The sequence below is a fragment of the Rhizobium sp. Root149 genome, from assembly GCF_001427345.1.
Lineage (GTDB): Bacteria > Pseudomonadota > Alphaproteobacteria > Rhizobiales > Rhizobiaceae > Neorhizobium > Neorhizobium rhizoryzae.
This window is the reverse complement of record NZ_LMGD01000020.1, coordinates 570216-594345: the sequence shown is the minus strand read 5'-3', so window position 1 is coordinate 594345 and position 24130 is coordinate 570216. Positions and strand designations below refer to the sequence as shown.

Sequence of the window (24130 nt, the reverse complement as noted above, 5' to 3'; positions counted from 1 at the left end):
ACCGTGCTGTTGCATCTGAAGGAGGATTGAGCATGGCTGCCCATTCGAGCATTGAAGCAATCACCCGCCGTATCGTCGAGCGTTCCAAGCCGCATCGCGAAGCCTATCTCGACCGGGTCCAGCGCGCCATTTCCCGCGGCGTTCATCGCTCCACGCTGTCCTGCGGCAATCTTGCCCATGGCTTCGCTGTCTGTTCCCCCTCGGAAAAGACTGCTCTTGCAGGCGATGTCGTGCCGAACCTCGGCATCATCACCGCCTATAACGATATGCTGTCTGCCCATCAGCCCTATGAGATCTTTCCGCCGATCATTCGCGAGGCTGCGCGCGACGCCGGTGGCGTAGCACAGGTTGCCGGTGCGGTTCCCGCCATGTGCGATGGCGTGACCCAAGGCCAGCCAGGCATGGAGCTTTCTCTCTTCTCCCGCGATGCGATTGCCATGGCAGCGGGCATCGGCCTATCGCACAACATGTTCGATGCAGCCGTCTATCTCGGCATCTGCGACAAGATCGTGCCGGGTCTGGTGATTGCGGCGCTGACCTTCGGGCATCTGCCAGCCGTGTTTATTCCAGCGGGACCGATGACATCCGGTCTGCCCAACGATGAAAAGTCGCGCATTCGCCAGCTTTACGCCGAAGGCAAGGTCGGTCGCGCCGAACTGCTGGAAGCGGAATCCAAGTCCTATCACGGCCCCGGCACCTGCACCTTCTACGGAACGGCAAACTCCAACCAGATGCTGATGGAAATCATGGGCTTTCATATGCCGGGTGCTTCGTTCGTCAATCCCGGCACGCCATTGCGCGAAGCGCTCACGCGCGAGGCCGTCAAGCGCGCCCTTTCGATTACCGGTCTTGGCAATGAGTTCACCCCTGCAGGCGAGATGATCGACGAACGGTCCATCGTCAACGGTGTCGTTGGTCTGCATGCCACGGGTGGCTCGACGAACCACACCATGCATCTGGTCGCCATGGCGCGTGCGGCGGGGATCGTTCTGACCTGGCAGGATATTTCCGAGCTGTCCGATACCGTGCCTCTGCTTGCCCGCGTCTACCCCAATGGTCTGGCAGACGTGAACCACTTCCACGCGGCTGGTGGCATGGGCTTCCTCATCAAGCAGCTTCTGAAGACAGGCCTGTTGCATGACGATGTGCGCACTGTGTTCGGCCAAGGGCTTGAAGCCTATACGGTCGAGGCAAGGCTGGACGAGAACGGCGCTGTCGTGCGCGAGCAAAGCCCCGAGGAAAGCGGCGATGCGAAGGTTCTGACGAAAATCGAAACACCGTTCCAGCCGACGGGCGGCCTGAAGATGCTGACCGGCAACCTCGGCAAGGGCGTGATCAAGATCTCTGCGGTAAAGCCCGAGCGCCATGTGATCGAGGCACCGGCCATCGTCTTCCACGATCAGCAGGAATTGCAGGACGCCTTCAAGAAGGGCGAATTGAACAAGGACTTCATTGCCGTCGTCCGTTTCCAGGGTCCGAAGGCCAACGGCATGCCGGAACTGCACCGCCTCACCCCGCCGCTCGGCGTGTTGCAAGACCGCGGTTTCAAGGTGGCGCTGGTGACCGATGGACGCATGTCCGGCGCATCGGGCAAGGTGCCCGCTGCCATCCACGTCACGCCGGAAGCGTCCGACGGCGGCCCGATTGCCCGCATTCAGACCGGCGACCTCATTCGGCTCGATGCCGTCAACGGTACGCTGGAAGTGCTGGTGGATGCGGCAGAGTTCGCAACGCGCGCCTTGGCAACCGCCAATCTGGATGACAACGAGTTCGGCATGGGCCGCGAACTCTTCGCCCCGTTCCGCCGCCATGTCGGCCCCGCCGACCAGGGTGCCAGCGTATTTTTCGGGTGACGATGACGCAGGGCGAAGCTATCCCTTCACCCGGCATTCAGAGCGAGTTTGAGACCGAGTGCCACGAAAGCTGCGGCGAAACTGCGCCGTAGCGCGCTCATGATGAACGGATTGCCTATGACGCGATCGCGGACCGACGCTGCGCATAATCCGTAAAGAATGAAGATCGCCAGCGTCATGGCCATGAAGACGAAGGACATTTGCAGCATTTCCTGGATCGCCGCTTCCTTTTTCCCACTGACGAATTGCGGCAAAAAAGCCAGAAAAAACAGCGAGAGTTTGGGGTTGAGAAGATTGGCCATCACCGCATGGGTGATTGTCTGCCGATCTGACCGACGAACCGGCTCGATGGTCACTGTCAGAGTTCCCTTTTCCCTCAGCATCATGACGGCCATGTAGAGCAGATAGGCCACACCGGCATACTGGATGCATGTAAATGCCAGAGCACTGCTGTGTAAAACCGCAGCTAACCCGCTAATTGCCGCAACGACATGCGGCACGATGCCAAGGGTGCAGCCAAATGCTGCAACGACAGCCGCCCTGCGTCCCTCGGTCAATGCGGCGGCCAGTGTGATGACGACGCCTGTGCCAGGTGTGGCGACGATGAATAACGACGTGAGGAAAAAATCCCAGCTCATAGTCCTACCTCCGTCTTCATCGGAGATATTATCGGTTGTCGTCGAATTGCACGTTTGCGCATGAACAGGCTCCCTTTTTCGAGCCTGTTATGGGATAGGCGATGCGGTCCGGTCTTGAACGAAATTGCAGTTCAGCGAGGCGGACAAACACATCCGCGACATTGGCAGAGCGGCAATCACGCCGAAGATCGTGCGTCCGATCTGTGAGCCTTTGCGTAGCTTCAGGGCGTGAAACCGAACGTTCTCAAGAACAAACGGCTCATATGGCTCTGATCGGCAAAGCCTGCTTCGAGCGCCACTTCTGCCAATGGGCGACCAGCCCGCATAAGCCGACGAGAAAGTTGCAGGCGCTTCTGCATGAGATATGCGTGCGGCGAAAGTCCGGTTGTCATGGTAAAAGCCCGCAGAACCTGAAACCGGCTTCCTCCAGTCAGGTGGGCCAAATCTTCCAGTGACAATGAAGAGGCGGGATCGTCGTTGATCCGCTGGAGCGCCCGCGTGATGTTCAATCGCCCCTTCACTTTCGGCACAGTCACCTCTGCCATATGCGGCAAGATGGACAACAAAAGTTCCTCCATGGGCATAGCCACGTCGAAAGTATGGGGGCTCGTGACCGCATCGAACAATGCCGCCGTCTTTCCCAGCAGACGGGGGTCACCTATCACTGGGCGCTGAAATTCGATCTGGCCTTGTAGGTGTTCACTTACATCGAGCCCAGCCGCCCAGACGAGGTGAGGATCAAGATAGACCATGCGCCAGGCACGTCCGCCACCGCCGATCGGCGAACCGTCATGCACTTCACCGGGGTTTACGGAGATGACATTCCCGGCTTGCGCCTCGACGGAGCCGACGCCGCTGGCCGACTGTTGAGCACCTCGGACGATATAGCCTAATCCAAACTGGTCGTGCGTGTGCTTTGGGAACGACCTATCGGAATCAGCTGCGACGGCATCGACGCCTTTGACTGCGCAGGAGTAAGCAAGGAACCGGCTCTTCATCATCATACTCCGCGAGGCGGCACGCGAGAAGGCAGCTCCTATCCGCGCTTACCAGCTTCGCACATCCAGCGTCTTGTCCTTATGCGCCGGATGGGTTGAAAAGATGAAGATGCGGTCGAGCTCCTTCTGCGTCAACAGGCGCAGGAAGCGGACTTCGGCAGAGTTGTTGGAATTCTGACGCATCAGCACGCAGCCGATTTTCATGATGCGTGCATCGGGGATATCCAGCACGAATTCACGCGGCAGATCCGTCTTGGTGAGGAATGTCAGGGTCGCGCCGCTCATCGAAATCCGCACCACGTCGCAACGGCGGGCAGCCATGTGCATGACATGCTTTTCGGTATACTCGATGCGGCCCGCATTCATGGTATCTTCCATCTTGAACCGGCTTTCGCGGTCGTACATGAAAGATTCTTCGCGCTTCAGATAGTTCTTCTGGCTCGTTGTCATGGCAGCCCCGGCATTTCACTGCATTCAATGCGAAAAGCCTAGCCTCGAGAGCTTAACAGACGGTTTGGTTGGCACACAGTTGCTCTTTATCAGCACATTCCTGACAACCAGAATGCCAACAGCCTTAACTCATCGTCTATAGGTTTGGCCTGCAGCGTCGAAAAGATGCATCTTTTGCGAATCCGCTGCGAAACGCAGTGACTGGCCCCGCTCTACCTTGTGGATGCCCGGCAGCTTGGCGATGATCGGCTCCTCATCCGTCAGGCCTTCGATGTAGAGAAGCGTAACTTCGCCGAGGGCTTCGACGATAGAGACCTTGCCTTCGAACAGATAGTCCTCGCCCGTCGTAACCGTCAGATCTTCCGGGCGAATACCGAAGCTTGCCGCCTTTCCGCGCTCGGACGCATCGGTCGCAACGGGCACAAGAACCGATTTGCCGCCCTTGAGATCGACCCGCGTCTGTTGCCCGGTCTCGGTGACAGTCGCCGGAATGACGTTCATGGCGGGAGAACCGATGAAGCGGGCAACAAAGAGGTTCTGCGGGCGTTCGTAAAGCTCCAGCGGTGCACCGACCTGCTCGATATGTCCGGCGGACAGGACGACGATACGATCGGCCAGTGTCATGGCCTCCACCTGATCATGGGTGACGTAGATCATGGTCGTATCGGCCATCTGCTCTTTCAGCTTGGCAATTTCAATACGGGTCGCAACGCGCAATGCGGCATCCAGGTTCGACAGCGGCTCATCGAACAGGAAGACCTTGGGATTGCGGCAAATGGCGCGACCGATGGCAACGCGCTGGCGCTGGCCGCCCGAAAGCGCCTTGGGCAGACGCTCCAGATATTGCGTGAGCTGGAGGATATCCGCCGCGGAGCGAACGCGGCGATCGATCTCCTGCCTGTTTTCGCCCGCAATCCGCATGCCGAAGGCCATGTTGTCGTAGACGGTCATGTGCGGATAGAGCGCGTAGGACTGGAACACCATGGCGATGCCGCGCCGCGAGGGCGGCACATCATTGACGCGGTTGCCATCGATGTACATGTCGCCGCTGGTGATTTCCTCCAGCCCGGCAATCATGCGCAGCAGGGTGGACTTGCCGCAGCCGGACGGACCGACGAACACGACGAATTCGCCCTCGGCGATATCCAGATCGATTCCGTGCAGAACCTTGACCTGTCCATAGGCCTTGCGAATATCCTTCAGCACCAATCCCGTCATGTCTCTCCCCTTTTGTCCGTCGCTTAGCCGCCGATGGGCGTCGCGATGCTTATTCTCAAGACGCTCCGGGGGAGAAAGGATCGCCCCCGGAGCTTTCCATCAGGCATGCCTTGCGAAGCTGGCACCCCAGGCTGGAAGCGTCACGCTGCGCTCTGTGACCTCGCAGGAAAAGCCGTGGCCTTCCAGCAGGCTCCAATCGCCGGACGGCAGTTCCGTCGTGCTTTCATCCCCGCTCATGTTGAAGAGGCACAGCACCACTTCGTTTCCAAGCTTGCGGAGGTAACGCAGGACAGCCCCATCCACTGGTAAGAACTCGATGTCACCCTTGGCGAACGCCGGATGCTGTTTACGGAAGGCGAGGAAGCGACGGTAATGCTCCATCACCGAGTTCTCATCGCCCTGCTGCACATTGACCGCCCGCAGTTGGTGCTCGACCGGGATCGGTAGCCAGGTCTTTTCAGCGCCGGAGAAGCCCGCATGCGTTGCATGGTCATCCCATACCATAGGTGTGCGGCAGCCATCGCGGCCTTTGAATTCAGGCCAGAACTGAATGCCATAGGGGTCCTGAAGATCGGCGAAAGCAATATCCGCCTCGGTCAGCCCCAATTCCTCGCCCTGATAGATGCAGACGGAACCGCGCTGGGTCAGCAGGATCGAGGCCAGCAGCTTGGCGAAGCCTTCGCGATCGATGACATCCGAACCCCAGCGGGAGACATGGCGCACCACATCGTGGTTGGAGAAGGCCCAGCAGGCCCAGCCTTCCGGTGCCGCTGCGGCAAAGGCATGCTGCACTTCCACCACGCGCTCCGGGGTCAGCGGGTCGGGTGCCAGGAATTCGAAGGCATAGCACATCTGCATCTTGTCGCCGCCGGAGGTGTACTCCCCGACGATCTCAAGACCACGCTGGCTGTCGCCGACTTCGCCCACTGCAGCAATGGCAGGGAACTCGTTCAGGACGGCGCGGAAGCGCTTGAGGAACTCGATGTTTTCCGGGCGGTTCTTGTCGTAGATATGCTCCTGGAAGTTATAGGGATTGACGGCAGGCGCGGTCGAGGCATTGCGCCGCTCCGGTGCAAGCGACGGGTTGCTGCGCAGTTCCTTGTCGTGGAAATAGAAGTTGATCGTATCGAGGCGAAAGCCATCGACGCCGCGCTTCAGCCAGAAGCGAACCACCTCCAGCAGCGCATCCTGCACTTCCGGATTGTGCAGGTTGAGATCCGGCTGGGAGGTCAGGAAGTTATGCAGATAATACTGCATGCGGGTGGGGTCCCAGGCCCAAGCCGACCCACCAAAAATCGACAGCCAGTTATTGGGCGGCGTGCCATCCGGCTTTGCGTCGGCCCAAACATACCAGTCCGACTTGGGATTGACGCGGCTGGAACGGCTCTCGATAAACCAGGCGTGCTGATCCGAACTGTGCGAGATGACGAGATCGATCATCACCTTGATCTTCAGGCGATGCGCTTCTGATATCAGCGAATCGAAGTCGGAGAGCGTGCCGAACATCGGATCGACGTCGACATAGTTGGAAACGTCGTAGCCGAAATCCTTCATCGGTGACGGGAAGAAGGGCGAAATCCAGATGGCATCCGCGCCGAGCGCCGCGATGTGCGGCAGGCGTGCGGTGATGCCCTTCAGATCGCCGACGCCATCGCCGTTCGAATCCTGATAGGAGCGTGGATAGATCTGGTAGATGACCGCGCCGCGCCACCAGTCGGCGTCCGGCGCTTCGGTCGTCTGAGGATAAACAGTCATGCAGATTGAACCTTGAATGGAGAGATACTCAGCCGCCCTTGACCGAACCGGCAAGGAGACCGCGTACCAGATAGCGTTGAAGCCCGAAGAAGACGGCCAGCGGCACCAGGATGGTGACGAAAGCCGAAGCCGTCAGGATTTCCCAGTTCCCGCCGCGTGATCCCAGAAGTGCGTTCAGACTTCCAGTCAAGACCAGTTGATCACGGCCTGTGCCGAGGAAGACGATGGCGACAAGAAGATCGTTCCACACCCAGAGGAACTGGAAGATCGAGAAGGACGCCAAGGCCGGGAAGGAGAGCGGCAGAACAATCTTCAGGAAGATCTCGAAATCAGAGGCGCCATCGACACGTGCGCTCTCGATGATCTCCTTGGGAAGACCGGCGATGTAGTTGCGAAGCAGATAGATGGCGAGCGGCATGCCGAAAGCGGTGTGCGCCAGCCAGATGCCTGCGTAAGTCTTGGATGACGTTCCAAGAAAATTGCCGACTTCGTTATAGAGCCTCAAGAGCGGGATCAGCGACATTTGCAGCGGCACGACAATGAGACCGACAACCAGCGCAATGATCAGCGCGCGACCCGGAAAATGCATCCATGACAGAGCATAGGCGGCAAAGGCAGCGATTAGTATGGGGATGATGGTCGCCGGGATCGTTACCGTCAGCGAATTGATGAAGGCCTGCCCGATGCCTTCCGAGAAAAGAACCGTTCGATAGTTATCGAGCGTAAACACCGGCGGCGTCGTGACCGTCAGGTAGATGCGCTTGCCACGCGAGCCTTCGAACGGCGCGTTCCTGGAATAGACATAAGCGCCATCCTCCTGCACGGTCAGCGACTCGCCCTCACCCAGATCGGCAGGCTTGCCCGCCGGAAAAGCAGCCGGTTCCTGAACGCGGATACCAAAGGCTTTGACGGTTCCGCTTTGCCCGTTTTCGAACACGGAACCACGGATCACATAGTTCGCACCTTCCTGCTTGGCGGTGGAAGGATCACCCAGCCGACCGGCGCTGGTTTGCGAGGAGCTGCCGAACGCCGTCCACCAGCCGGATGTGGTAATCTGGCCCTTGTCCCGAACGGAGGTAACCAGAATGCCGAGCGTCGGTATCAGCCACAGGATGACGATGAACAGCACGGAAAGGTGAACGATGAGGCGTGGGAGACCGACGCGCTTCAGACGGGTGGTGAGGCTCGTCATATCAATGTCCTCCTGCGTCGCGGTTGGCCTGACGGATGTTCCAGATCATGATCGGCGTGACGGCTGCCATGATGATGAGCGCGATGACGGCGCTTCGTCCGCTATCGCCGCCGCCGCGGAACATCCAGTCGAACATCAGGTTTGCCAGAACCATGGTGTCCCACTGGCCGTTGGTCATGGTCAGCACAATGTCGAAGACCTTGAGAACGAGAATGGTGATCGTGGTCCAGACGACGGCGATCGTTCCCCAGATCTGTGGGACCATGATCTTCCAGAAGATCTGCCAGCCGTTCGCGCCGTCGATGACAGCGGCCTCGATGGTTTCTTCGGGTATGCCACGCAGCGCCGCCGACAGGATGACCATAGCAAAGCCGGTCTGGATCCAGATCAGGATGATCATCAGGAAGAAGTTGTTCCAGAATGGCATCGAGATCCACACCTGCGGGTCGCCACCGAACCAGGTGACGATGGCATTCAGCAGGCCGATCTGCGTGTCGTTGCCACCGCGATATTCATAGATGAACTTCCAGATGACAGATGCGCCGACAAAGGAGATGGCCATTGGCATGAAGACGATGCTTTTGGCGATGTTGCCCCACCAGATGCGATCCGTCAGAACTGCGATCACGAGGCCAAAGAAGGTGCAGGCTGCTGGAACGACGGCGAGCCACAGAATGTTGTTGAAGATGGACTGACGAAAACCTGAATCGAAGAAGGCCCACCGATAGTTGGCAAGACCGACATATTCCACGCCCGCCCTGTCATAGAAGGACAGGATGAACGTCGCGACCACCGGATAAACCAGATAGATGCCGAGCAGCAGAAGGGCTGGACCCAGAAACAGCCAGGGACGAACGACGGCACGGCGGTTGAGGTTGCGGGAAGCAAGGGTGACGTTTCCCACCGGCACCGGGAAGATGGCATTCAGGATCTTGTCGGACATCCAGTAGTATAGCGCGCAGATGAACACGCCAACGACCATCACACCGATGGCCGACACAATTTGCGAAACCATGTCCCCTCCTCACAAGCCCGCTTCGGGCCGTTTCTTGTCCGGCTGATCATGCCGGCTTTTTGGGCAAGGCGCCGCGTGAGCCTCAAGCTTCAAACCTCAAGATTCAAGCGGCGCCTCATCCGGGCGCAGCAATTCCCGTCGAATTGCTGCGGAGACCTCCCGTACCGCCGGACGAGAGACGCCCGGCGGCCCATACATCGCGAACTTACTTCAGGCCGTCCCAGGCCTTCTGGATCTCATCACCAACCTGCTTGGCAGATTTGCCGCCGACATAATCCACCATGCCGGTCCAGAATGCGCCAGCGCCGATCTTGCCGGGCATCAGGTCGGACCCGTCGAAGCGGAAGGTGGTGGCGGTGGAGAGAATTTCGCCCTGCTTCTTCAGGGCATCATTGGCATAGGTGTTCGTATTCACGCCCTTGTATGGCGTCAGGAAGCCGGACTGCGCCATCCAGACCTCATGCGCGATCGGCGTCTTGAGGAACTCCACGAAGGCGCGGGCGGCAGGCGAATCCTTCGTGATGGTCACGAGCGTACCAGCACCAAGAGCAGGCGTTCCGAGTTCCGGCTTTGAAGCGAATGTCGGCATATAGAAGAAGTCTGCATCCGTGCCGAGCTTCGTGCCTTCCGGGAAGAATGTCGGAATGAACGAGGCCTGATGGTGCAGGTAGCACTTGGGCGGAATGCCGAAGAGACCCTTCGGGCTATCGCGGAAATCCGTCGAGGCGACAGCGGCAACGCCACCGTTCACATATTTCTCGTTCTTGGCGAACTTGCCGAATTCCTCAATGACGCTGACGACCTTCGGATCGTTGAACTTGACTTCGTTGCTGACCCACTTGTCGTAGGTTTCCGGCGTGTTCATACGCAGCATGAGGTCTTCGACCCAGTCAGTTGCCGGCCAGCCGGTCGCACCGCCTGAACCCAGACCGATGCACCAGGGTGTGCCGCCATCCTTCACGATCTTGTCGGAAAGCGCGACCAGTTCTTCCATGGTCTTCGGCACCTTGTAACCGGCTTCCTCAAAGTTTTCCGGAACATACCAGACAAGCGACTTCAGATCCGCCTTGTAAGGGAAGGCAAAGAATCCATCCTTGCCATCCTTGCCCTTATAGGTGCCAAGCTGCACCCAGGACTTGCCCGCGCCATAATTGGTTTCCACCCATTTGCCGGTCTCGGCACCCAGATTGACGAGGAAGCCCTTGGAGGCCAGATCCTGCAGGAGGCCGGGCTGCGGCAGGATGGCGATGTTCGGCGGCGAACCGGCCTGCGTATCGATAACGATCTGCTGCTCGTAGTTTTCGGACGAGGAATACTGAACATTCGCGCCGGTCGCATCGTTGAAGTAAGCCAGAACGCTGCGGAAAAGCTTCTCGTCATCGCCACGCCATGGCCCGAAAATCGTCAGGCTCTGGCCCTTGAGATTGGCGTTGGCTTTCTTGAAGTCCTCGTAGCTCTTCCAGTTGAACTTCGCATCCTGACCCGGTGCGAATTTGAGATCGGCAGCGGATGCTGAAGCCACGCCAAGGCACAAGGCTGCGACGCCAGCCAGCAAGAAATGTTTCATAAATCGTCCTCCCATCATGAACGGATCGGCCCAAAGGACCAAAATCTGAAGCGTCTCCAAAGCGCTTTGGAGACAAAGTACACATAGCATGTGGGGGAGAGTCAAGAGCGACATCACACCTCACACGAGCAAGCGGCTCAAAATAGAATAGGGCACACCGCCAAGAAGTCGAATTTGTTGGATTTTTTCCAAAATGCAAAATTTCGGCTTCCGAAGCGCTTTGAACGAGGGTAATACGGTCATTCTCAGCAGCCCGAAGGGAGTAAAGGGTTGTGAATCTCAAGGAATTGTCCAATCTCCTGGGTCTGTCCCAGACGACCATAAGTCGCGCCTTGAACGGGTATCCGGAGGTGAACGAGGAGACGCGCGCCCGTGTTCTAAGGGCAGCAGAGGAAACGGGCTACCGGCCAAACCGGGTGGCCAGAAGGCTCGCCACGGGAAAAGTCGGGTCGCTCGGCATCGTCATGCCCATCACACCCGAACAACCGGTCGATATTCATTTTGCAGAGTTCCAGAGCGGACTTGCGGATGAATGTCTGAAGCACGACTTTCATTTCGTGATCATGCCAGCCGAGCGCGAGCAGGAAGAACAGGCCATCAGGGATCTGGTTTCTAGCGGCTCGATCGACGGCTACTACATTGCCTATATGCGGGAGCGGGATCCACGTATCGCCATGGCAAAGTCCCTGCCCCTGCCCTTTATCGTTCATGGCCGCTCTGCAAACCTTGCGGAAGACTATCCCTATCTCGACGTCGATAACGAAGCTGCGTTTTCCGAAGCTACGCAGCATCTGCTGGATCTTGGCCATCGACGGTTTGCCATGCTGAACGGCCCTGCCGATCTCGATTTCGCACAGCGACGGAGACTGGGAATAGAAAAGGCGCTGGGGTCTCGCGGACTGTCCCTCGATCCTGCTTTGGTCAGCAGCACGGTGATGACAGACGGCCACGGCTTCCAGCACATGGCCCGGTTTCTTGAACGCAAAGACCCTCCGACTGCCGTCCTCTGCGCCAGTACGGTTCTGGCTCTTGGAGCCGTTCGGGCGATCCGGCAGGCAGGTCTCGAAGTCGGCGCCGACATCTCGCTCATCGCCCATGATGACGATCTGCATCTGCTGAGGCCGGAGCATTTCAGCACCCCGCTTTCCACCACGCGCTCATCGATCCGCGATGCGGGACGCCGGGTTGCCGAACGCCTGATTGCAGCCGTCAATGGCGAGGAGCTCGATGCGCAGCAACGGGAACTCTGGCGCGCCGAACTCATCCTGCGCGCCTCAACGGCGACGGCACCCGCCTGAAACGTCTCAGAATTTCGGGATTGGCCTGCCGACAGAACGATAGGCCGCAATCACGGTGTTTGCCATCAACATGGCAATCGTCATCGGGCCAACGCCTCCTGGAACAGGGGTGATTGCGGACGCAACATCGGCACATTCATCAAAGGCCACATCACCGACAAGACGGGTGCCGCCCTCCCCTTTCTCGGGCGCATCAATCCGATTGATGCCGACATCGATGACGGTTGCACCGGGCTTCACCCAATCCTTTCGGACCATTTGCGCGCGACCGACAGCGGCGACCAGGATATCGGCCTGACGGCAGACGGCAGGCAGATCCTTCGTGCGCGAATGAGCCATCGTGACGGTTGCATTGGCGGCGAGAAGCAATTGCCCCATCGGCTTTCCGAAGAGATTGGAGCGACCGATGACGACAGCGTTCAGACCGGAAAGATCCGCGCCGAGGCGGTCGCGCAGAAGCAGCATTGCACCGGCGGGTGTGCAGGAGATCAATCCGCTTGCGAGATCGCCCGTGGCAAGTTTGCCTGCGTTGACGATGTGAAGCCCATCCACATCCTTCTCCGGGCGAATGGACTGAATGACCGCCTCGGACTGAAGGTGGCCAGGCAGCGGCAGCTGAACTAGGATTCCATGGACGGACGGATCAGCATTCAGCTTCTCGACAAGCTGTTCCAACTCATCCTGCGTCGTCTCTTCCGGCAACGTGTATTGCATGGAGTTGAAGCCGCACTTCTTGGCCATGCGGCTCTTGGCTCCGACATAGGCATGGCTTGCAGGATCATTACCGACAATGACCACGGCGAGCCCCGGCTGCAACCCCGCTTCACGATGAAGACGGCCAGCAGCCTCGCTGACCGCATCGGTAACCACTGCTGCGGATTTCTTGCCATCAATGATATCTGCCAAGGCATGCCCTCCTGCTCAGGCGCCGAACCACCGCCAGATATGTGATGCATCTGAAAGGTCGGGTGGTCGTACAGATCAGGCATCGGGCCGAATCTCGACAATTCACCACATCCATTCGCTGATGATCACCATCAGGGATCCGAAGTCCCTTCAAGCGCCTGCTTGTGTTGGACGAACTTCAGATGCCGGTGACTAGGCTCTCGGGCGTTGGAATGCAAGAGGGAGGCGCGGTACGGCGCTCAGGGCCGAACCATAAACCGATAGAGGACGAGGATCCGCGCTCAGCTCGCCATTGCGAAGCGGCTCTGCCGTTCGGCGGCTTCGTGCTGCGCCAATTCGCGCCGCAGGATCTCGAGCTCAGCCAGAAGCTGCTGAAGTTCAGCCTCGGTTGCCCCGTCCGCAGCCTCGGGGATTTCACTGGCCGGGCTGCGGCCCTGCATGATGGTGGCCAGAAGATAAGGTAGCGGCTCGCCGCTTGCTTCCGACATTCTGTTGGCGAGAACTAGCTCCGTCAGCCAGGCCAGGGAGCGATCGTCATTGGCTGCGACAGCTTCAAACTCCTCACTCTTGGCGCGGCGCTCGCTGCGGTCAGCATGATGGAAGGCGCGATCTTGCATCGGGTCGAGATCTGAACCGTAGTAATCCTCGAAATGCGGCACGCGAACCGGATCCAGGCGGGTCTCCTGCGCATCCAGATCCAATGCAACCTCCTCCAACTCACGCAGGGTCTGCACGCTGGGCTGCGACGCTCTGTAGGGCTGCAGCGAAACCGGGGGCTGCAGCAACGCAGCAGCCACTTCCGGCTGCGGCTCAACGGCATGGGTTTCATGGATGGTCCCGGCATCCGCGACCAGCGGATACATTGCAGGAGAACCAGTACCCTCCACCGAATGCGACAGGCGTCTTGATGGAAGGCATGCTCCACCGAGGCACAAGCCTGCAAGCGCGCCAAGGATCGCGTAGACCCAATGGGGCATCCCGATCACGGACGCATTGGCCGCTGTCGCCGTTGTGGTCAGCTCCGCCTTTATCGTTGAGGCTTGGCTTATGTTTGCTGCGCGGAGACGATCCAGATAGATCTTCCGCGCATTCTCGACATTCTTTTCAAGCTCAAGGCGTCGCGTAACGGGCTCTGGAACGCTTCGTTTCTGCAGCACCTCAAGCTTCGGCTTGACGCCATCCAGGTCCTTTGCAGCCCGCGCCTTCTGCCGGTTGAGATCCGCTACGACGCCGGACAAGGCCTTGGCAACGGCTGCGCGCGCCTCGTCGGCGGCAGCCTTTGCCGCCAGGAAACGCGGGTGACGCGGCCCTAATTCGGCAGAAAGTTGATCCACGTTCATCTGGGCGGAAAGGTAACGCTGACGCAGGCTCTCCAGGCCGGTTTGGGCCAGTTCCTCGGGCAATGGCTGAGAAAGCACATCCGAGAACTTCATCTTCAAAAGAGTTTCTGCCTGCTTCGTCAGATCATCGATCTGCCCTTGGAGCCGCTCTACATCAGCGGCCAAGGCATCACGTTCAACCTCGATCTGGCGTTCAGCGCGCACGGCCTCATCTGTAACACCGGCATTATCGAGTGCGATCTGGGCCTGTTCGAGCGCTTTTCGAGCGATATCGATCTGAGAGCCACTTCCGGAAGACGAAGCTCCACCTTCAAGGGAAGCGAGTTGCATCGCCGCTGCATTGGCTGCATCGGCGGCAAATTGCGCGTCGGTCGAGGATGCCGAGACGAGAATGGCGCCGGGATAGCCCGCCGCGGAGACAAGCAGCATCTGCTCCAGGCGCTCACGTTGAGCCGCCTCGGAGCGACCGAGCGTCATTTCCCTGCCGGTCATCAATTCTCTGAGGAAGCCAATGCTTGTCTGGGACTGCTCACCCGTCTTACCCAACCGGTTCCAGTCGAGCTGCTTTGCAATGGCGGCCAGGGTTTCCTGCTGCGTCAGTCGCGCGCGCGCTGCTTCCGCAATTGCGTCCGTCGACTGCGGCAACGGCCTGAGCGAATAGACGGCTGACGCCTGATAGCTCTGCTGCAAATCAAGGGGGAGCACGCCTGGGATGAACGCACCAAGAGCTGCGCTTGACAGAAGGATGACAGCAGACAGCATTGATTTGCCGGCGCTCCTGCTGGATGCATCCGGTAATGCAGGCTCTGCAAGCCGCTCATTTTTCGTGCTGCCGATCGCCATCGTCGTATCAACCATGCCATTGGCGCGCATGGACGCGCCTGCCTTTGATTAAGACAAGCTAAATTTATTTGGCGAACAAATCGTTAACGAGGGGTCCTCTGCGAGGCTGGAACCGCCAGAAATGGCCGGGGCACTCGCAAAATAGGCAGGCGCAATCAGGGCCAGGCCATCATAGGCGCTTGCGAGCGCGGGCTCCATGACAATTTCGTCGCGTAGCGTCTCGCAATCCAGCAGGACCAGATGCGGACGAACACCGCCGATTTCGGCACGCAGCCGGTCTGTCTGATCCCCCGGACTGGCAGGCGAAAGATGCGTCGCATAGACCTGATGCCAGGGAACCTGCGCCCGAATATGATCCCGTGCTGCCGAGAGACGAACACGATCTCGCCCGGCAAGCACGATCCTGCGAGGCTCTGCCATGAAAGAGAGAAGGACAGGTACAAAATCCTGCGGCGGCATTGCCGTGCACAAGGATCGGCCGGTTACCACACGAATTATCCTCGCAACGCCCGGCGTCCCCGGCAAAAGGATCCGCTGCTGAAGGCGCTCGCGATAGGCAGGATTGACGGCGCTCTTGAGAAGTTGCGGCAGATTGACGAAGGAAACGGCCCGATAGCCGACCCGCACATCCGTCATGGCCTCCAGAAGCGAGAGATTTTCCAGCTTGCTGTGGAAGGAGAAATCGAGGCAGAAGCCGAGACTGGGTTTTCCGTCGCGAACGGATTTCAGGAAGGTCATGGCAGAACCCCGGTCTGCCGGCCAGCAGGCCTGCAACCCTTCGCCTCTGCGGTCGCAGGTCTATGTCTGACGGTCGGCTTGCCTGCTTCGGAAGAGAGCATCAATTCACTCGATTGGTTGCGTTCGTTTTTCCAGCTCTCCGCATAGCGGTGCGGTCGAGCGGATCCTGCTCATCTCCCTGTCCCGTTGCAACAGAACCTGAAGCGATAAGCAGACTGGGAGTAAGCCCGGCCGGATACGGTCAGTGACCGGATTTGGCGGGAGCTTCGAGTTTTACGCCTTCAACAATTTTCGTCGGCTGAACCTGCTTGCCTTGCGGACGCTCGCCATTGGTGCGGATGTCGTCCTTGGACAGGTAATCCAGCTGTTCGACCAGCACATCCAGAACATATTCGCCCTGGAAACGCTCATTCAGCTTTTCCTTGATGGCCTTTCGAAAACCGTCGAGATCGAAGGCCTTCGTATTTCCCAGATCAACCATCTTGTTGCCGACAAGCAGGGTGAACAGTTCGTCGGTCATCATCTCGGTCGTTGGAAGATGCACGCCCTTGATCTTTTCCTTGTCCATCAGGAAGGAGATCCGTGTGATGAAGTACCCCTGAACCGCGCCCTTGCTGAGCACAGGCACGTTGATGTTCTCCCCCTTCACCAGTTCCGACTTGTTGCGCAACTGCGTTGCCTCGTCGACGACAGGCTTCGGTTTCGACATCTGGACGGATCCGTAGACCGCGCCCAAGGTCACGGCGCAAACCCAGAGACCGGTGAGAAGGAGTTTGATCATCAGACTTCGCTGTAAAGGAATTGTTCTTGGGTATAGGTGCCATCGCCATCGGCATCGCGCGCGGCATTCTTGAGAATGTCGGCGACCGACCGCACGGCATGAAGATGCGCTTCAACCCGGCGAGCATTCAAGGCAAGCTTGTCTTTCAGAACATGCATTTGCTGCTTGTGGTTAAAGGCCAGTTCCTTGGGATCGGTCGTGCGAACCAGCATGGTCAATTCGTAAAGGCATCTGCTCTTGTGCGCATTCGAGACCTTGAGGTCGAACATCGCATCCTTGCCGATTCGCTCGTTCTCATTGTCGATGATCATCTCCAGGCGGCCCAGCACCGTCTTGATGCGATAATCGGTGGAAATGACATCCATGTTTTCTGCCCCAATGGTATTCATATTATGCCTCGCTGCGCTCTGACGGCGCCAGATCGAAGACCTTGCGTTCGAATTCGTCGATCATGCTGACTGCACGATTGCGGCTGTCCTTGTCGGTTGTTGCATTGGGCGTGGCTTCATTGCGCATGCGATCCAGGGATTGCCTGAACACCTGCTCCGCAATACCGATGCCGCCGCTCTTGGACATCTGATCGGCGATCTGCTCCGACATCATGCTCTGCCAGAATTCACCTGCAGACCCCTTGCCGTAGACCGCTTCGCTGTCTTTCGGCATCATCGTATTGACGAAGTTCTGAAGAATCGAAGCCTCGAACTTTCGATATTCTTCCGGCATTTCCGCAGACTTCTTGCTTTCGTGAGCAACATCGATACGGGTCTTGTGTCCAATGCCATCGAGCCCTTCCAGCGTGGCACCGAAGCCCTTCCCGGCTGCGGCAAGCTTCGTCGCACTGTAGGCGGCCCGGTTTGCGGTCAGCTTGGCCTGAGCCTCCTGAACGGCAGTCGGATCGGCCGCACGCAGCACATCCATCACAAGATCGGTTGGAGGAGAGATTGCCATCTCCACGTCCTTTCGTTGAACAAGCACCGCCGCCTGTCACATCCAGGCCATGCGGTCTTTGCATCAGTCGGAACGGAAGACACACGTGCACGCACAGATGCAGCGAACGCCTCCCGAATTCACGGACACCGGGTGATCGATCACGTGTCGGCCATCAATACGACCGCGCTGAGATCACGGAACAAGGAGCCCTCATGTCGTGTTGGAGGTGATTATGCTGAGTGAACCTTGCTGCAGGCTGGCGTTGTTCTGGCAAATCTGGGGCCAAGGCAAAAAATATTAGTTGTGCCTGATGGAATGCGCGCGCGGTGATTGGTCTATATGTAAGTATCTGTATTAAATGAATTTAATAACCAGACAATTCGAAGATTAACGAGGGAAAGAACAGGGATCAGGTGTGATCCTTGCCGGAACCGGTGAGCAGCGTCAGTTCCAGAAGTTCGTAAATGGCATTATCGTCGCGTTCCCGATCTTCGAGTTCACGCGCCTCCTTCATCTGCTCCTCAAGCCGGTCCCCTTTGGTTCGTTCGCGCAGAACCTTGCTTTCCAGAACCTGCTGCACACCGGCAAGCTGCTTGTCCTTGATCATCAAGCGACCATAGCGTTCCGAATAATTGCGGGAGAACTGCATATGCACCGGCTTGCCGGAACTGATCGCCTCCATGACGACCTCCATGGATTGCTCGACCTCGCGGCGCTGCTCGGTATTTGCGGCAAGCTCTCCCTCCGCCATCCGCTCCAGCTGCCGCTGGACGTTGACGAGGCGCTTCAACTTCTTCGAACGTGGTTCCTGGCCAGCCATGGCACCCTCAGAATGCGTTGAACATCACATCGAAGCCTTCGGCGAACTGCCGGGTCAAGGCGCCGATGGCCAGATAGAGCATGAACATGCCGCCTGCGATCAGGAACGGCGTTGATATGAAGAAGACAGGGATCTGCGGCGCAAGCTTGTTGACCAGACCGACAGCCACGTTGAACAAAAGACCATAAATCAAGAATGGGCTGGCGAGGCGCAGCATGATTGACGTCGAGGCGCGCAGGGTGTCCGTCAGCGTAATCAGCATCTTCTGGGGTTCGATCAGGGCGCCGAGCGGGGTCGTGTCATAGGAATCGACCAGTGCCCGGAAGACGACGTGATGGAAATCCATCATGAAAAGCAGAAGAAGTCCGCTGAACGTGAGGAAGCTGGTGACACTGGTTTCGGACGTGTCTTCGAGAATGTCATGCCCGGCAGGTGCCGTGAAGCCGATCGAGCTTGTCAGCACGGCCCCGGCAAATTGCAGTCCGAGAACATAGAGCCTGGCAATCATGCCGTACATGATGCCGATGAACAGCTCCGAGAAGATCAAACCCATATAGGCTGCAGTCGGTGCTGTCGTGCGACTGTAAATGGTGGGCCAGAGGACAGGCAGGACCGCGAGCGTGATGGCAATCGTTACGATCAGCCGAACGTTCACGGGAATGCGTGCACTGGAAAAACCCGGCAGGACCATGAAGCAGCCGCCAATCCGGCAGAAAGCCAGAAAGAAGGCGAGCATTGAGCCCTGCGGGTCGGTTATCATCCAATCGAGCCTAGAATCTTGATTTCGAGTCCCTTTGCCAGTTCCACGTGGGAAAGTACAGGCAGGGTGGCGAACAATCGTTCGACGATCATGCGCACATAGGAGCGTGTTTCGGGCGATGTGACAAGCACGAATGGGAGACCACGGTCCATGAATTCACGAATGACACGGCTTGCCTGCTCACTGAATTCCTCCAGCTGTCGGGGATCGATATCGAATTCGATGACATCACCCTTGGCATCCCGCTTCAAGGCCTGGTGGAACAGCAGGTCCCACTTGCTTCCGAGACGCAGAACACGAAGCACGCCGTTGTCGGCCAGATCGCCGCAAAGCTGCTGCGACATCCGCACTCGCACATGTTCCACGATCTGTTCGGTCTTGCGCACATGGGGAGCAAGCTCGGCAACCGCTTCCAGAATGAGATGCAGGTTGCGGATGGAAACGCGCTCCGCGAGAAGAAGCTTGAGGACCGCCTGCAAGCCGGAATAGGACATGTGCGAGGAGCAGATTTCGTCTGCCAGCTTCTTGTATTCGGGATCCATTCGATCAATCAGGATCTTCAGATCCTTATAGGACAGAAGCTGCGGCAGATTGTTGCGAATGACTTCGCTCATATGCGTCAGCACGACCGAGACGTTGTCGATCGGGTGGAAGCCTTCACGCTTCAGGTCTTCCGCAAAGGTTTCGAGAATGGACATGGCCGGCATGCCAAAGGCCGGTTCGCGAATCTCATCCCCCGGGATGCTGGGCTTGCGACCGGAGCCGGTCACGACGAGAACATCGCCGACGCGCAGCATGTTGGATGCGACCGTCGTGCCATGGATGCGGATCTGATAGGATTTCTCAGGGATGGCGATGTCGTCGGTGACCTTGATCTCAGGCACGACGAAGCCGTACTGGGTCGCGAACTTCTTTCGCATCTTGCCGACGCGGAACGCCAGCTCCTGATGCGCGCCCAGAAGACGTGTCGAGACCTGCTTGCCCAGAGCCAGCTCGATCTCGGATGTCTTCAGCATCGACTTCACGGAATCCTTGTCGGCTTCCTTCGTCTGCACTGCCATCTTTTCTTCGGCATCGCGGCGCTGCTTGCTTTCGGCTTCCAGCCGGCGCGGAACCATCCAGGCACCAAAGGCCATAACGCCACCAAGCGCAATGAAGGGCACGAAAGGAAGCCCAGGAACGAGTGCGAGCGTCGCCATCAAACCGGCAGACATTGAAAGCGCGCGCGGGTAGCCGCCCAGCTGATCAATGACGGCCTTGTCGGCGGTGCCGGAGCTGCCGCCGCGGGTGACGAGCAAGCCGGCTGCCAGAGACACGATGAGGGCCGGAACCTGCGAAACGATACCGTCGCCCACGGAGAGCTTGACGAAAACATCTGCCGCCTGGCCGATTTCCATGCTGTGACGGAAGTAGCCGATGATGATGCCGCCGAAGATATTGATGCCCGTGATCAGGAGACCCGCGATGGCGTCACCGCGGACGAACTTCGACGCACCGTCCATGGCACCGAAGAACATGCTTTCTTCTTCGAGTTCGCGGCGGCGGCGCTGCGCTTCCTTTTCATCGATGATACCGGCCGAAAGGTCGGCATCGATCGACATCTGCTTGCCGGGGATGGCATCGAGGGTGAAGCGGGCACCGACTTCCGCGATACGCGTCGCACCCTTGGTGATGACGATGAAGTTCACCGTGATGAGAATACAGAAGACGATCACCCCGATCATGAAGTCGCCGGACATGACGAGAGACGCAAAGCCCGCGATCACGCCACCGGCAGCATCATGCCCCTCGTGACCATGAGACAGGATCGTTCGGGTCGTCGCGATGTTCAGCGACAGACGGATCATTGTCGAGATCAGGAGAATCGTCGGGAATGATGAGAAATCCAGCGGTCGCTGGATCCACAACGCGACCATAAGGATGAGGACGGAAAAGGCGATTGAGAAAGCCAGACCGATATCAATCAGGAAGGTCGGAATAGGCAGGAAGAGTACGCACAGGATTGCGATAATGCCTGTGGCGAAACCAATATCGCGGCCGCTGGGATTAACCTTCGGAATTGCTAATGCAGGTGGTTGTGCCATCGCTTCTTTCCATCTCCTCATGAGAAGGCGGTGCGCAGAGCGCACCTCGTCATGGCAAGATTAGGGGCTGAAGCTTGCGCGAGGATGGCAGGATTGTTCAGGGCGTCAGAAGCCGGACTGGACCCGGGAGAAAACGAGCTCCGCGAACAGGTTGATCTGCGATCCGATGAAGGGAGCAGCAAGACCGCAGCACAGAAGGATAGCGACGATCTTCGGCACGAATGTCAGGGTCATTTCCTGGATCTGTGTCAAGGCCTGGATAAAGGCGATGATGACACCGACCAGCATGCCCGCCAGAACTGCGGGACCGGCTGCGATCAACACAGTGCGCATTGCTGCCTGCATGATCTCCAGGGCATCGGCTTCATTCATGTCGCCACTCCATGGCCCCGAATCATTCAGGACCGTCCAAGCTCTCGCTTAGACCATCTCCGCGCAAAGGTGGAAACGCAAATTTGCGCGGATGGAATTCAAATGTGATGCCACGAACCTTTCGGGACGGCGGCCCAGCCGTTCAGCTGGAGCTGCCGTTGTTCGTGTTGGTATTTGTGTTCGTCGTGGTCTCGGTCGATGAACCGGTTGCGCTCGTCGTCGTGGTCGTCGGCTTTGGAATTTCGCGGTCAGACACCACGACGCCAGCCTGCAGCAGAACCTTGCCGCCGCCCTCCGTCACAGCCATCACGCCATCCGAGTAGACCTGAACTTCCTTGACCTTGCCGGTCACGGTGTCATCGGCACTCATGATATATTTGCCGACAATGTCACCGGCGCGCGTCAGGGCTTCGGCCTGAAGCATGCTCTTCAGGTGGTTGTTCGTCTGGATGGTCTGTTCGACCTGCGAGAAGGAGGCGAGCTGAGAAATCTGCTCCGACGCGTCCATCGGCGAGGTCGGATCCTGGTTCTTCATCTGTGCGATGAGAAGCTTCAGGAAGCTGTCGTAATTGACGCTCGCCTTGTCCGTGTCCTTGGTCGAAGCTCCGGCATTGGCCCAAGGGTTCGACGCCGCGGTTGATTTTGAAACCGAATCTACCGCCATGGCGCGATTTCCCGGCGAATCTGCTCGACGGTAGCCGGCGTCATTTCCTGGTTGTTGAGGATACGATCCTCGATGGCGTAGAGGCCGCGGATGGCCTTCAAGGCATCGAAGGCACGGCCGCTGACAACCATTGCATCGATGCGCTTCAGTTCGGCCAGAACTTCGTCATCCTTGAAGCAGGCCAGCAGCATGGTGATCGACTTCCGGAACATGGCGAGCGATTGCTCCTTGCCTTCCGGATTGATCAGCATCATCTGCGCGATGAAATAGAGCTGACGCAGAGGGGTGGTGGCGTCTTCCAGCTGCAGAACATGGTTCTCCAGCAAGAATGTCACGTCGTTGAGAAACTCAAGGGCTACCTTGCGGTCAACGCGCAATACCGCGCCATTGATGAAGATTCGTTCGCCAGACTTCAGCGAAATGCGCAGCGTACTTTTCATTTAAGTCCATCCCTGATGATGGTGGTCACGTCGATGATGCCCTGGAAATTCTGCGATTGTCTCTGACGAATCCGCTCGCATTCTTTCAAGATCCAGATGGCGATGGAGATGAGGTTGGCTCTCAGCTCGGCGTTCAACTCGTTCTCCGGCTGGCGCAGATCCTCGATAAAGCGGATCCAGACACGCCTGGTGAAAAACAAGGCCTCGATGGTGGCGCCGGAATACTCGGCAGTATCACGGGCCGCCTTCAGGAGTTCGATCGAGCGATCGAGCGCCTGACGTTCGCGGCTTTTGGCGTCCGCGACGTCGTCCTCCATGATCTCGGCATATGAAAACTGGTACATTCATGTATCCTTCATTTTCAGTCACTTCCTTCAATCATCAAAGGAAGTTTACGAGGCTCAATTGTTGTATTCTTGACGTCAAGGTATAGGACGCTTCCAGCAAAGCCTTCAGCGATGTTACGCGGGTGGATGCCTCATAGGCATCGACACCTTGCAGATCATTCAGATGAAGTTCGAAGATCTTCTTTTGAGATTCGAGAGACTCATTCGCGTTCTTCACGCGCTCGCTGGAAATACCAAGGTTTGAGCGAGCGGCGGTGATCCCGGTTTCGGCCCGGCCGATGGCACCGCTGGCAACCTTTACCGCTGCCTGCCGCGAAGCTTCCGGGATGTCTGTCGTCAAGAATTCGTTGGAAACGACGGCGGCGAAGACGAAGCTGCGGAAACCGGACCCATTCGCGTTGGTGGATGTATCGACCACCTCATTGGCGCTGATGCGCGTCGTCATGTTCGTATCGTTTGCATTGGAAACGAACGTGGTCCAGAAATCCTGTCCGGCCTGGCCCGCGTGGGGCGGGTCGGTCAAGGTCGTGGTACCGCTGAACTTTGCTTCGAGATCCGTCAAGAAACTGTCCACCTGAGCTGCCGTCATGGCGCTCTTGGAAGGTATCCCGTTGGCACTTAAAAATTGGTTCAGTTCCGCATCGTAAGCCGCTTTAAATGGCGATCCGGCTTCCGTGAAGGATGTCAGCGGCTTGACGTCAGTGTTCGTGCCCGCGAACAGATATTCACCAGCAACCGACGAGTTCGCCGCGTCTGTGAACGAATCGAGCGCGGAGGTCAGCGTGCGTCGGGCATCGTCCAGCGTCGACGCGCTGGAGGTAAGCGAGGCGAGTGCGCCGCGAACCTTGTCGACCGATGTCGACATATTGTTGAGTGCCGCCTCGGAAGAGTCCAGACGCGTCACGGCGACCGAGTTTGTTGTCAGCTGCGACTCGATCCGCATGACATCGCGCGTCAGATCAAGATTGCGTGCGGTCTGCGATCCGAGAGAGACACCCATGTCGGCGTGAACGCCGGTAGTGACCTCCTCGTTTGCCTTCATCAGTTCATTCTGGGCTTTCGCCATTGCCGTTCTAAGGCTGGTCTGAACTGAAATCGTCGAGCTGAATGAAGTCTTCATG

24 protein-coding genes are annotated in these 24130 nt (G+C 58.1%); 2 read left to right on the top strand and 22 right to left on the bottom strand.

The window, feature by feature from the left end; all coding sequences use genetic code 11:
* Window positions 1–32: 32 nt before the first annotated feature.
* Entirely contained in the window at window positions 33–1853 is a 1821-nt protein-coding gene (gene edd, locus ASD54_RS15055; RefSeq protein ID WP_062555390.1) for a phosphogluconate dehydratase, read from the top strand.
* A 26-nt stretch (window positions 1854–1879) separates the two neighbouring features.
* On the opposite strand, the gene ASD54_RS15050 is transcribed toward edd, so the two are convergent.
* The 8 genes from ASD54_RS15050 to ASD54_RS15015 all read right to left on the bottom strand — a co-directional run bounded on the left by ASD54_RS15050 (window position 1880) and on the right by ASD54_RS15015 (window position 10686).
* Entirely contained in the window at window positions 1880–2491 is a 612-nt protein-coding gene (locus ASD54_RS15050) for a LysE family translocator (protein WP_062555389.1), read from the bottom strand.
* A 221-nt stretch (window positions 2492–2712) separates the two neighbouring features.
* Window positions 2713–3489 carry an AraC family transcriptional regulator gene (locus ASD54_RS15045; RefSeq protein ID WP_348272047.1) on the bottom strand — a complete coding sequence of 259 codons (777 nt, stop codon included), beginning with the start codon at window positions 3487–3489 and terminating at the stop codon, window positions 2713–2715.
* 48 nt (window positions 3490–3537) lie between these two features.
* Window positions 3538–3894, bottom strand: coding sequence for a hypothetical protein (locus tag ASD54_RS15040; protein ID WP_062555498.1), 357 nt, complete (start codon window positions 3892–3894; stop codon window positions 3538–3540).
* Window positions 3895–4068: 174 nt separating this feature from the next.
* Window positions 4069–5157, bottom strand: coding sequence for a sn-glycerol-3-phosphate ABC transporter ATP-binding protein UgpC (ugpC, locus tag ASD54_RS15035; protein WP_062555388.1), 1089 nt, complete (start codon window positions 5155–5157; stop codon window positions 4069–4071).
* Window positions 5158–5256: 99 nt separating this feature from the next.
* Entirely contained in the window at window positions 5257–6912 is a 1656-nt protein-coding gene (locus ASD54_RS15030; protein ID WP_062555387.1) for an alpha-glucosidase family protein, read from the bottom strand.
* Between the two features lie 28 nt (window positions 6913–6940).
* Window positions 6941–8104: a carbohydrate ABC transporter permease gene (locus ASD54_RS15025; RefSeq protein WP_062555386.1), complete on the bottom strand. Its 1164-nt coding sequence runs from the start codon at window positions 8102–8104 to the stop codon at window positions 6941–6943.
* Between the two features lies 1 nt (window position 8105).
* Window positions 8106–9119 (bottom strand): sugar ABC transporter permease, encoded by a 1014-nt coding sequence (locus ASD54_RS15020; RefSeq protein ID WP_062555385.1) that lies wholly within the window; start codon window positions 9117–9119, stop codon window positions 8106–8108.
* 205 nt (window positions 9120–9324) lie between these two features.
* Window positions 9325–10686 carry an ABC transporter substrate-binding protein gene (locus tag ASD54_RS15015; RefSeq protein WP_062555384.1) on the bottom strand — a complete coding sequence of 454 codons (1362 nt, stop codon included), beginning with the start codon at window positions 10684–10686 and terminating at the stop codon, window positions 9325–9327.
* Between the two features lie 272 nt (window positions 10687–10958).
* On the opposite strand from ASD54_RS15015, the gene ASD54_RS15010 reads away from it, so the two are divergent.
* Window positions 10959–11984 carry a substrate-binding domain-containing protein gene (locus tag ASD54_RS15010; RefSeq protein ID WP_062555383.1) on the top strand — a complete coding sequence of 342 codons (1026 nt, stop codon included), beginning with the start codon at window positions 10959–10961 and terminating at the stop codon, window positions 11982–11984.
* Between the two features lie 6 nt (window positions 11985–11990).
* On the opposite strand, the gene folD is transcribed toward ASD54_RS15010, so the two are convergent.
* From folD to ASD54_RS14940, 14 genes are all read right to left on the bottom strand, one after another.
* On the bottom strand, window positions 11991–12890 hold the full coding sequence (gene folD, locus ASD54_RS15005; RefSeq protein WP_062555382.1) for a bifunctional methylenetetrahydrofolate dehydrogenase/methenyltetrahydrofolate cyclohydrolase FolD: 900 nt from the start codon (window positions 12888–12890) through the stop codon (window positions 11991–11993).
* Between the two features lie 281 nt (window positions 12891–13171).
* Window positions 13172–15103: a hypothetical protein gene (locus ASD54_RS15000; RefSeq protein WP_156379231.1), complete on the bottom strand. Its 1932-nt coding sequence runs from the start codon at window positions 15101–15103 to the stop codon at window positions 13172–13174.
* An 18-nt stretch (window positions 15104–15121) separates the two neighbouring features.
* Window positions 15122–15811: a hypothetical protein gene (locus ASD54_RS14995; protein ID WP_156379230.1), complete on the bottom strand. Its 690-nt coding sequence runs from the start codon at window positions 15809–15811 to the stop codon at window positions 15122–15124.
* Between the two features lie 241 nt (window positions 15812–16052).
* The gene (locus tag ASD54_RS14990; RefSeq protein WP_062555379.1) at window positions 16053–16592 is read right to left on the bottom strand and encodes a hypothetical protein; all 540 of its coding nucleotides are present in this window, start codon (window positions 16590–16592) and stop codon (window positions 16053–16055) included.
* Window positions 16592–16957 (bottom strand): hypothetical protein, encoded by a 366-nt coding sequence (locus ASD54_RS14985; protein ID WP_062555497.1) that lies wholly within the window; start codon window positions 16955–16957, stop codon window positions 16592–16594. The genes ASD54_RS14990 and ASD54_RS14985 overlap by 1 nt, the downstream gene beginning before the upstream one ends.
* 25 nt (window positions 16958–16982) lie before the next feature.
* The gene (locus ASD54_RS14980) at window positions 16983–17540 is read right to left on the bottom strand and encodes a rod-binding protein (protein WP_062555378.1); all 558 of its coding nucleotides are present in this window, start codon (window positions 17538–17540) and stop codon (window positions 16983–16985) included.
* Window positions 17541–17931: 391 nt separating this feature from the next.
* Window positions 17932–18342: a hypothetical protein gene (locus tag ASD54_RS14975; protein WP_062555377.1), complete on the bottom strand. Its 411-nt coding sequence runs from the start codon at window positions 18340–18342 to the stop codon at window positions 17932–17934.
* 7 nt (window positions 18343–18349) lie between these two features.
* Window positions 18350–19102 carry a flagellar biosynthetic protein FliR gene (gene fliR / locus ASD54_RS14970; RefSeq protein WP_062555376.1) on the bottom strand — a complete coding sequence of 251 codons (753 nt, stop codon included), beginning with the start codon at window positions 19100–19102 and terminating at the stop codon, window positions 18350–18352.
* Window positions 19099–21186: a flagellar biosynthesis protein FlhA gene (flhA, locus tag ASD54_RS14965; RefSeq protein WP_062555375.1), complete on the bottom strand. Its 2088-nt coding sequence runs from the start codon at window positions 21184–21186 to the stop codon at window positions 19099–19101. The genes fliR and flhA overlap by 4 nt, the downstream gene beginning before the upstream one ends.
* Window positions 21187–21291: 105 nt before the next feature.
* Entirely contained in the window at window positions 21292–21558 is a 267-nt protein-coding gene (fliQ, locus tag ASD54_RS14960) for a flagellar biosynthesis protein FliQ (protein ID WP_062555374.1), read from the bottom strand.
* 142 nt (window positions 21559–21700) lie between these two features.
* Entirely contained in the window at window positions 21701–22222 is a 522-nt protein-coding gene (flgD, locus tag ASD54_RS14955) for a flagellar hook assembly protein FlgD (protein ID WP_062555373.1), read from the bottom strand.
* Complete coding sequence (gene flbT, locus ASD54_RS14950; protein ID WP_062555372.1) at window positions 22213–22662, bottom strand: flagellar biosynthesis repressor FlbT; 450 nt, start codon at window positions 22660–22662, stop codon at window positions 22213–22215. Before flbT ends, flgD begins: the two co-directional genes overlap by 10 nt.
* Window positions 22659–23006, bottom strand: a complete 348-nt coding sequence (gene flaF, locus ASD54_RS14945; RefSeq protein WP_062555371.1) for a flagellar biosynthesis regulator FlaF — start codon at window positions 23004–23006, stop codon at window positions 22659–22661. The genes flbT and flaF overlap by 4 nt, the downstream gene beginning before the upstream one ends.
* Before the next feature lie 37 nt (window positions 23007–23043).
* Complete coding sequence (locus tag ASD54_RS14940) at window positions 23044–24129, bottom strand: flagellar hook-associated family protein (protein WP_062555370.1); 1086 nt, start codon at window positions 24127–24129, stop codon at window positions 23044–23046.
* Window position 24130: the final 1 nt, after the last annotated feature.

Bases quoted from the DNA above. Each gene is read 5' to 3' on its own strand.
- ASD54_RS14990 (WP_062555379.1), bottom strand. From the start codon at position 16,592: ATGATCAAACTCCTTCTCACCGGTCTCTGGGTTTGCGCCGTGACCTTG.
- flhA (WP_062555375.1), bottom strand. From the start codon at position 21,186: ATGGCACAACCACCTGCATTAGCAATTCCGAAGGTTAATCCCAGCGGC.
- ASD54_RS14975 (WP_062555377.1), bottom strand. From the start codon at position 18,342: ATGGCTGGCCAGGAACCACGTTCGAAGAAGTTGAAGCGCCTCGTCAAC.
- ASD54_RS15040 (WP_062555498.1), bottom strand. From the start codon at position 3,894: ATGTACGACCGCGAAAGCCGGTTCAAGATGGAAGATACCATGAATGCG.
- ASD54_RS15025 (WP_062555386.1), bottom strand. From the start codon at position 8,104: ATGACGAGCCTCACCACCCGTCTGAAGCGCGTCGGTCTCCCACGCCTC.
- ASD54_RS15050 (WP_062555389.1), bottom strand. From the start codon at position 2,491: ATGAGCTGGGATTTTTTCCTCACGTCGTTATTCATCGTCGCCACACCT.
- fliQ (WP_062555374.1), bottom strand. From the start codon at position 21,558: ATGAATGAAGCCGATGCCCTGGAGATCATGCAGGCAGCAATGCGCACT.
- ASD54_RS15015 (WP_062555384.1), bottom strand. From the start codon at position 10,686: ATGAAACATTTCTTGCTGGCTGGCGTCGCAGCCTTGTGCCTTGGCGTG.
- fliR (WP_062555376.1), bottom strand. From the start codon at position 19,102: ATGATAACCGACCCGCAGGGCTCAATGCTCGCCTTCTTTCTGGCTTTC.
- ASD54_RS15045 (WP_348272047.1), bottom strand. From the start codon at position 3,489: ATGAAGAGCCGGTTCCTTGCTTACTCCTGCGCAGTCAAAGGCGTCGAT.
- edd (WP_062555390.1), top strand. From the start codon at position 33: ATGGCTGCCCATTCGAGCATTGAAGCAATCACCCGCCGTATCGTCGAG.
- ASD54_RS14940 (WP_062555370.1), bottom strand. From the start codon at position 24,129: ATGAAGACTTCATTCAGCTCGACGATTTCAGTTCAGACCAGCCTTAGA.
- ASD54_RS15030 (WP_062555387.1), bottom strand. From the start codon at position 6,912: ATGACTGTTTATCCTCAGACGACCGAAGCGCCGGACGCCGACTGGTGG.
- ASD54_RS14985 (WP_062555497.1), bottom strand. From the start codon at position 16,957: ATGGATGTCATTTCCACCGATTATCGCATCAAGACGGTGCTGGGCCGC.
- ASD54_RS15020 (WP_062555385.1), bottom strand. From the start codon at position 9,119: ATGGTTTCGCAAATTGTGTCGGCCATCGGTGTGATGGTCGTTGGCGTG.
- flaF (WP_062555371.1), bottom strand. From the start codon at position 23,006: ATGTACCAGTTTTCATATGCCGAGATCATGGAGGACGACGTCGCGGAC.
- flgD (WP_062555373.1), bottom strand. From the start codon at position 22,222: ATGGCGGTAGATTCGGTTTCAAAATCAACCGCGGCGTCGAACCCTTGG.
- ASD54_RS14995 (WP_156379230.1), bottom strand. From the start codon at position 15,811: ATGACCTTCCTGAAATCCGTTCGCGACGGAAAACCCAGTCTCGGCTTC.
- ASD54_RS15000 (WP_156379231.1), bottom strand. From the start codon at position 15,103: ATGCGCGCCAATGGCATGGTTGATACGACGATGGCGATCGGCAGCACG.
- ASD54_RS14980 (WP_062555378.1), bottom strand. From the start codon at position 17,540: ATGGCAATCTCTCCTCCAACCGATCTTGTGATGGATGTGCTGCGTGCG.
- ugpC (WP_062555388.1), bottom strand. From the start codon at position 5,157: ATGACGGGATTGGTGCTGAAGGATATTCGCAAGGCCTATGGACAGGTC.
- flbT (WP_062555372.1), bottom strand. From the start codon at position 22,662: ATGAAAAGTACGCTGCGCATTTCGCTGAAGTCTGGCGAACGAATCTTC.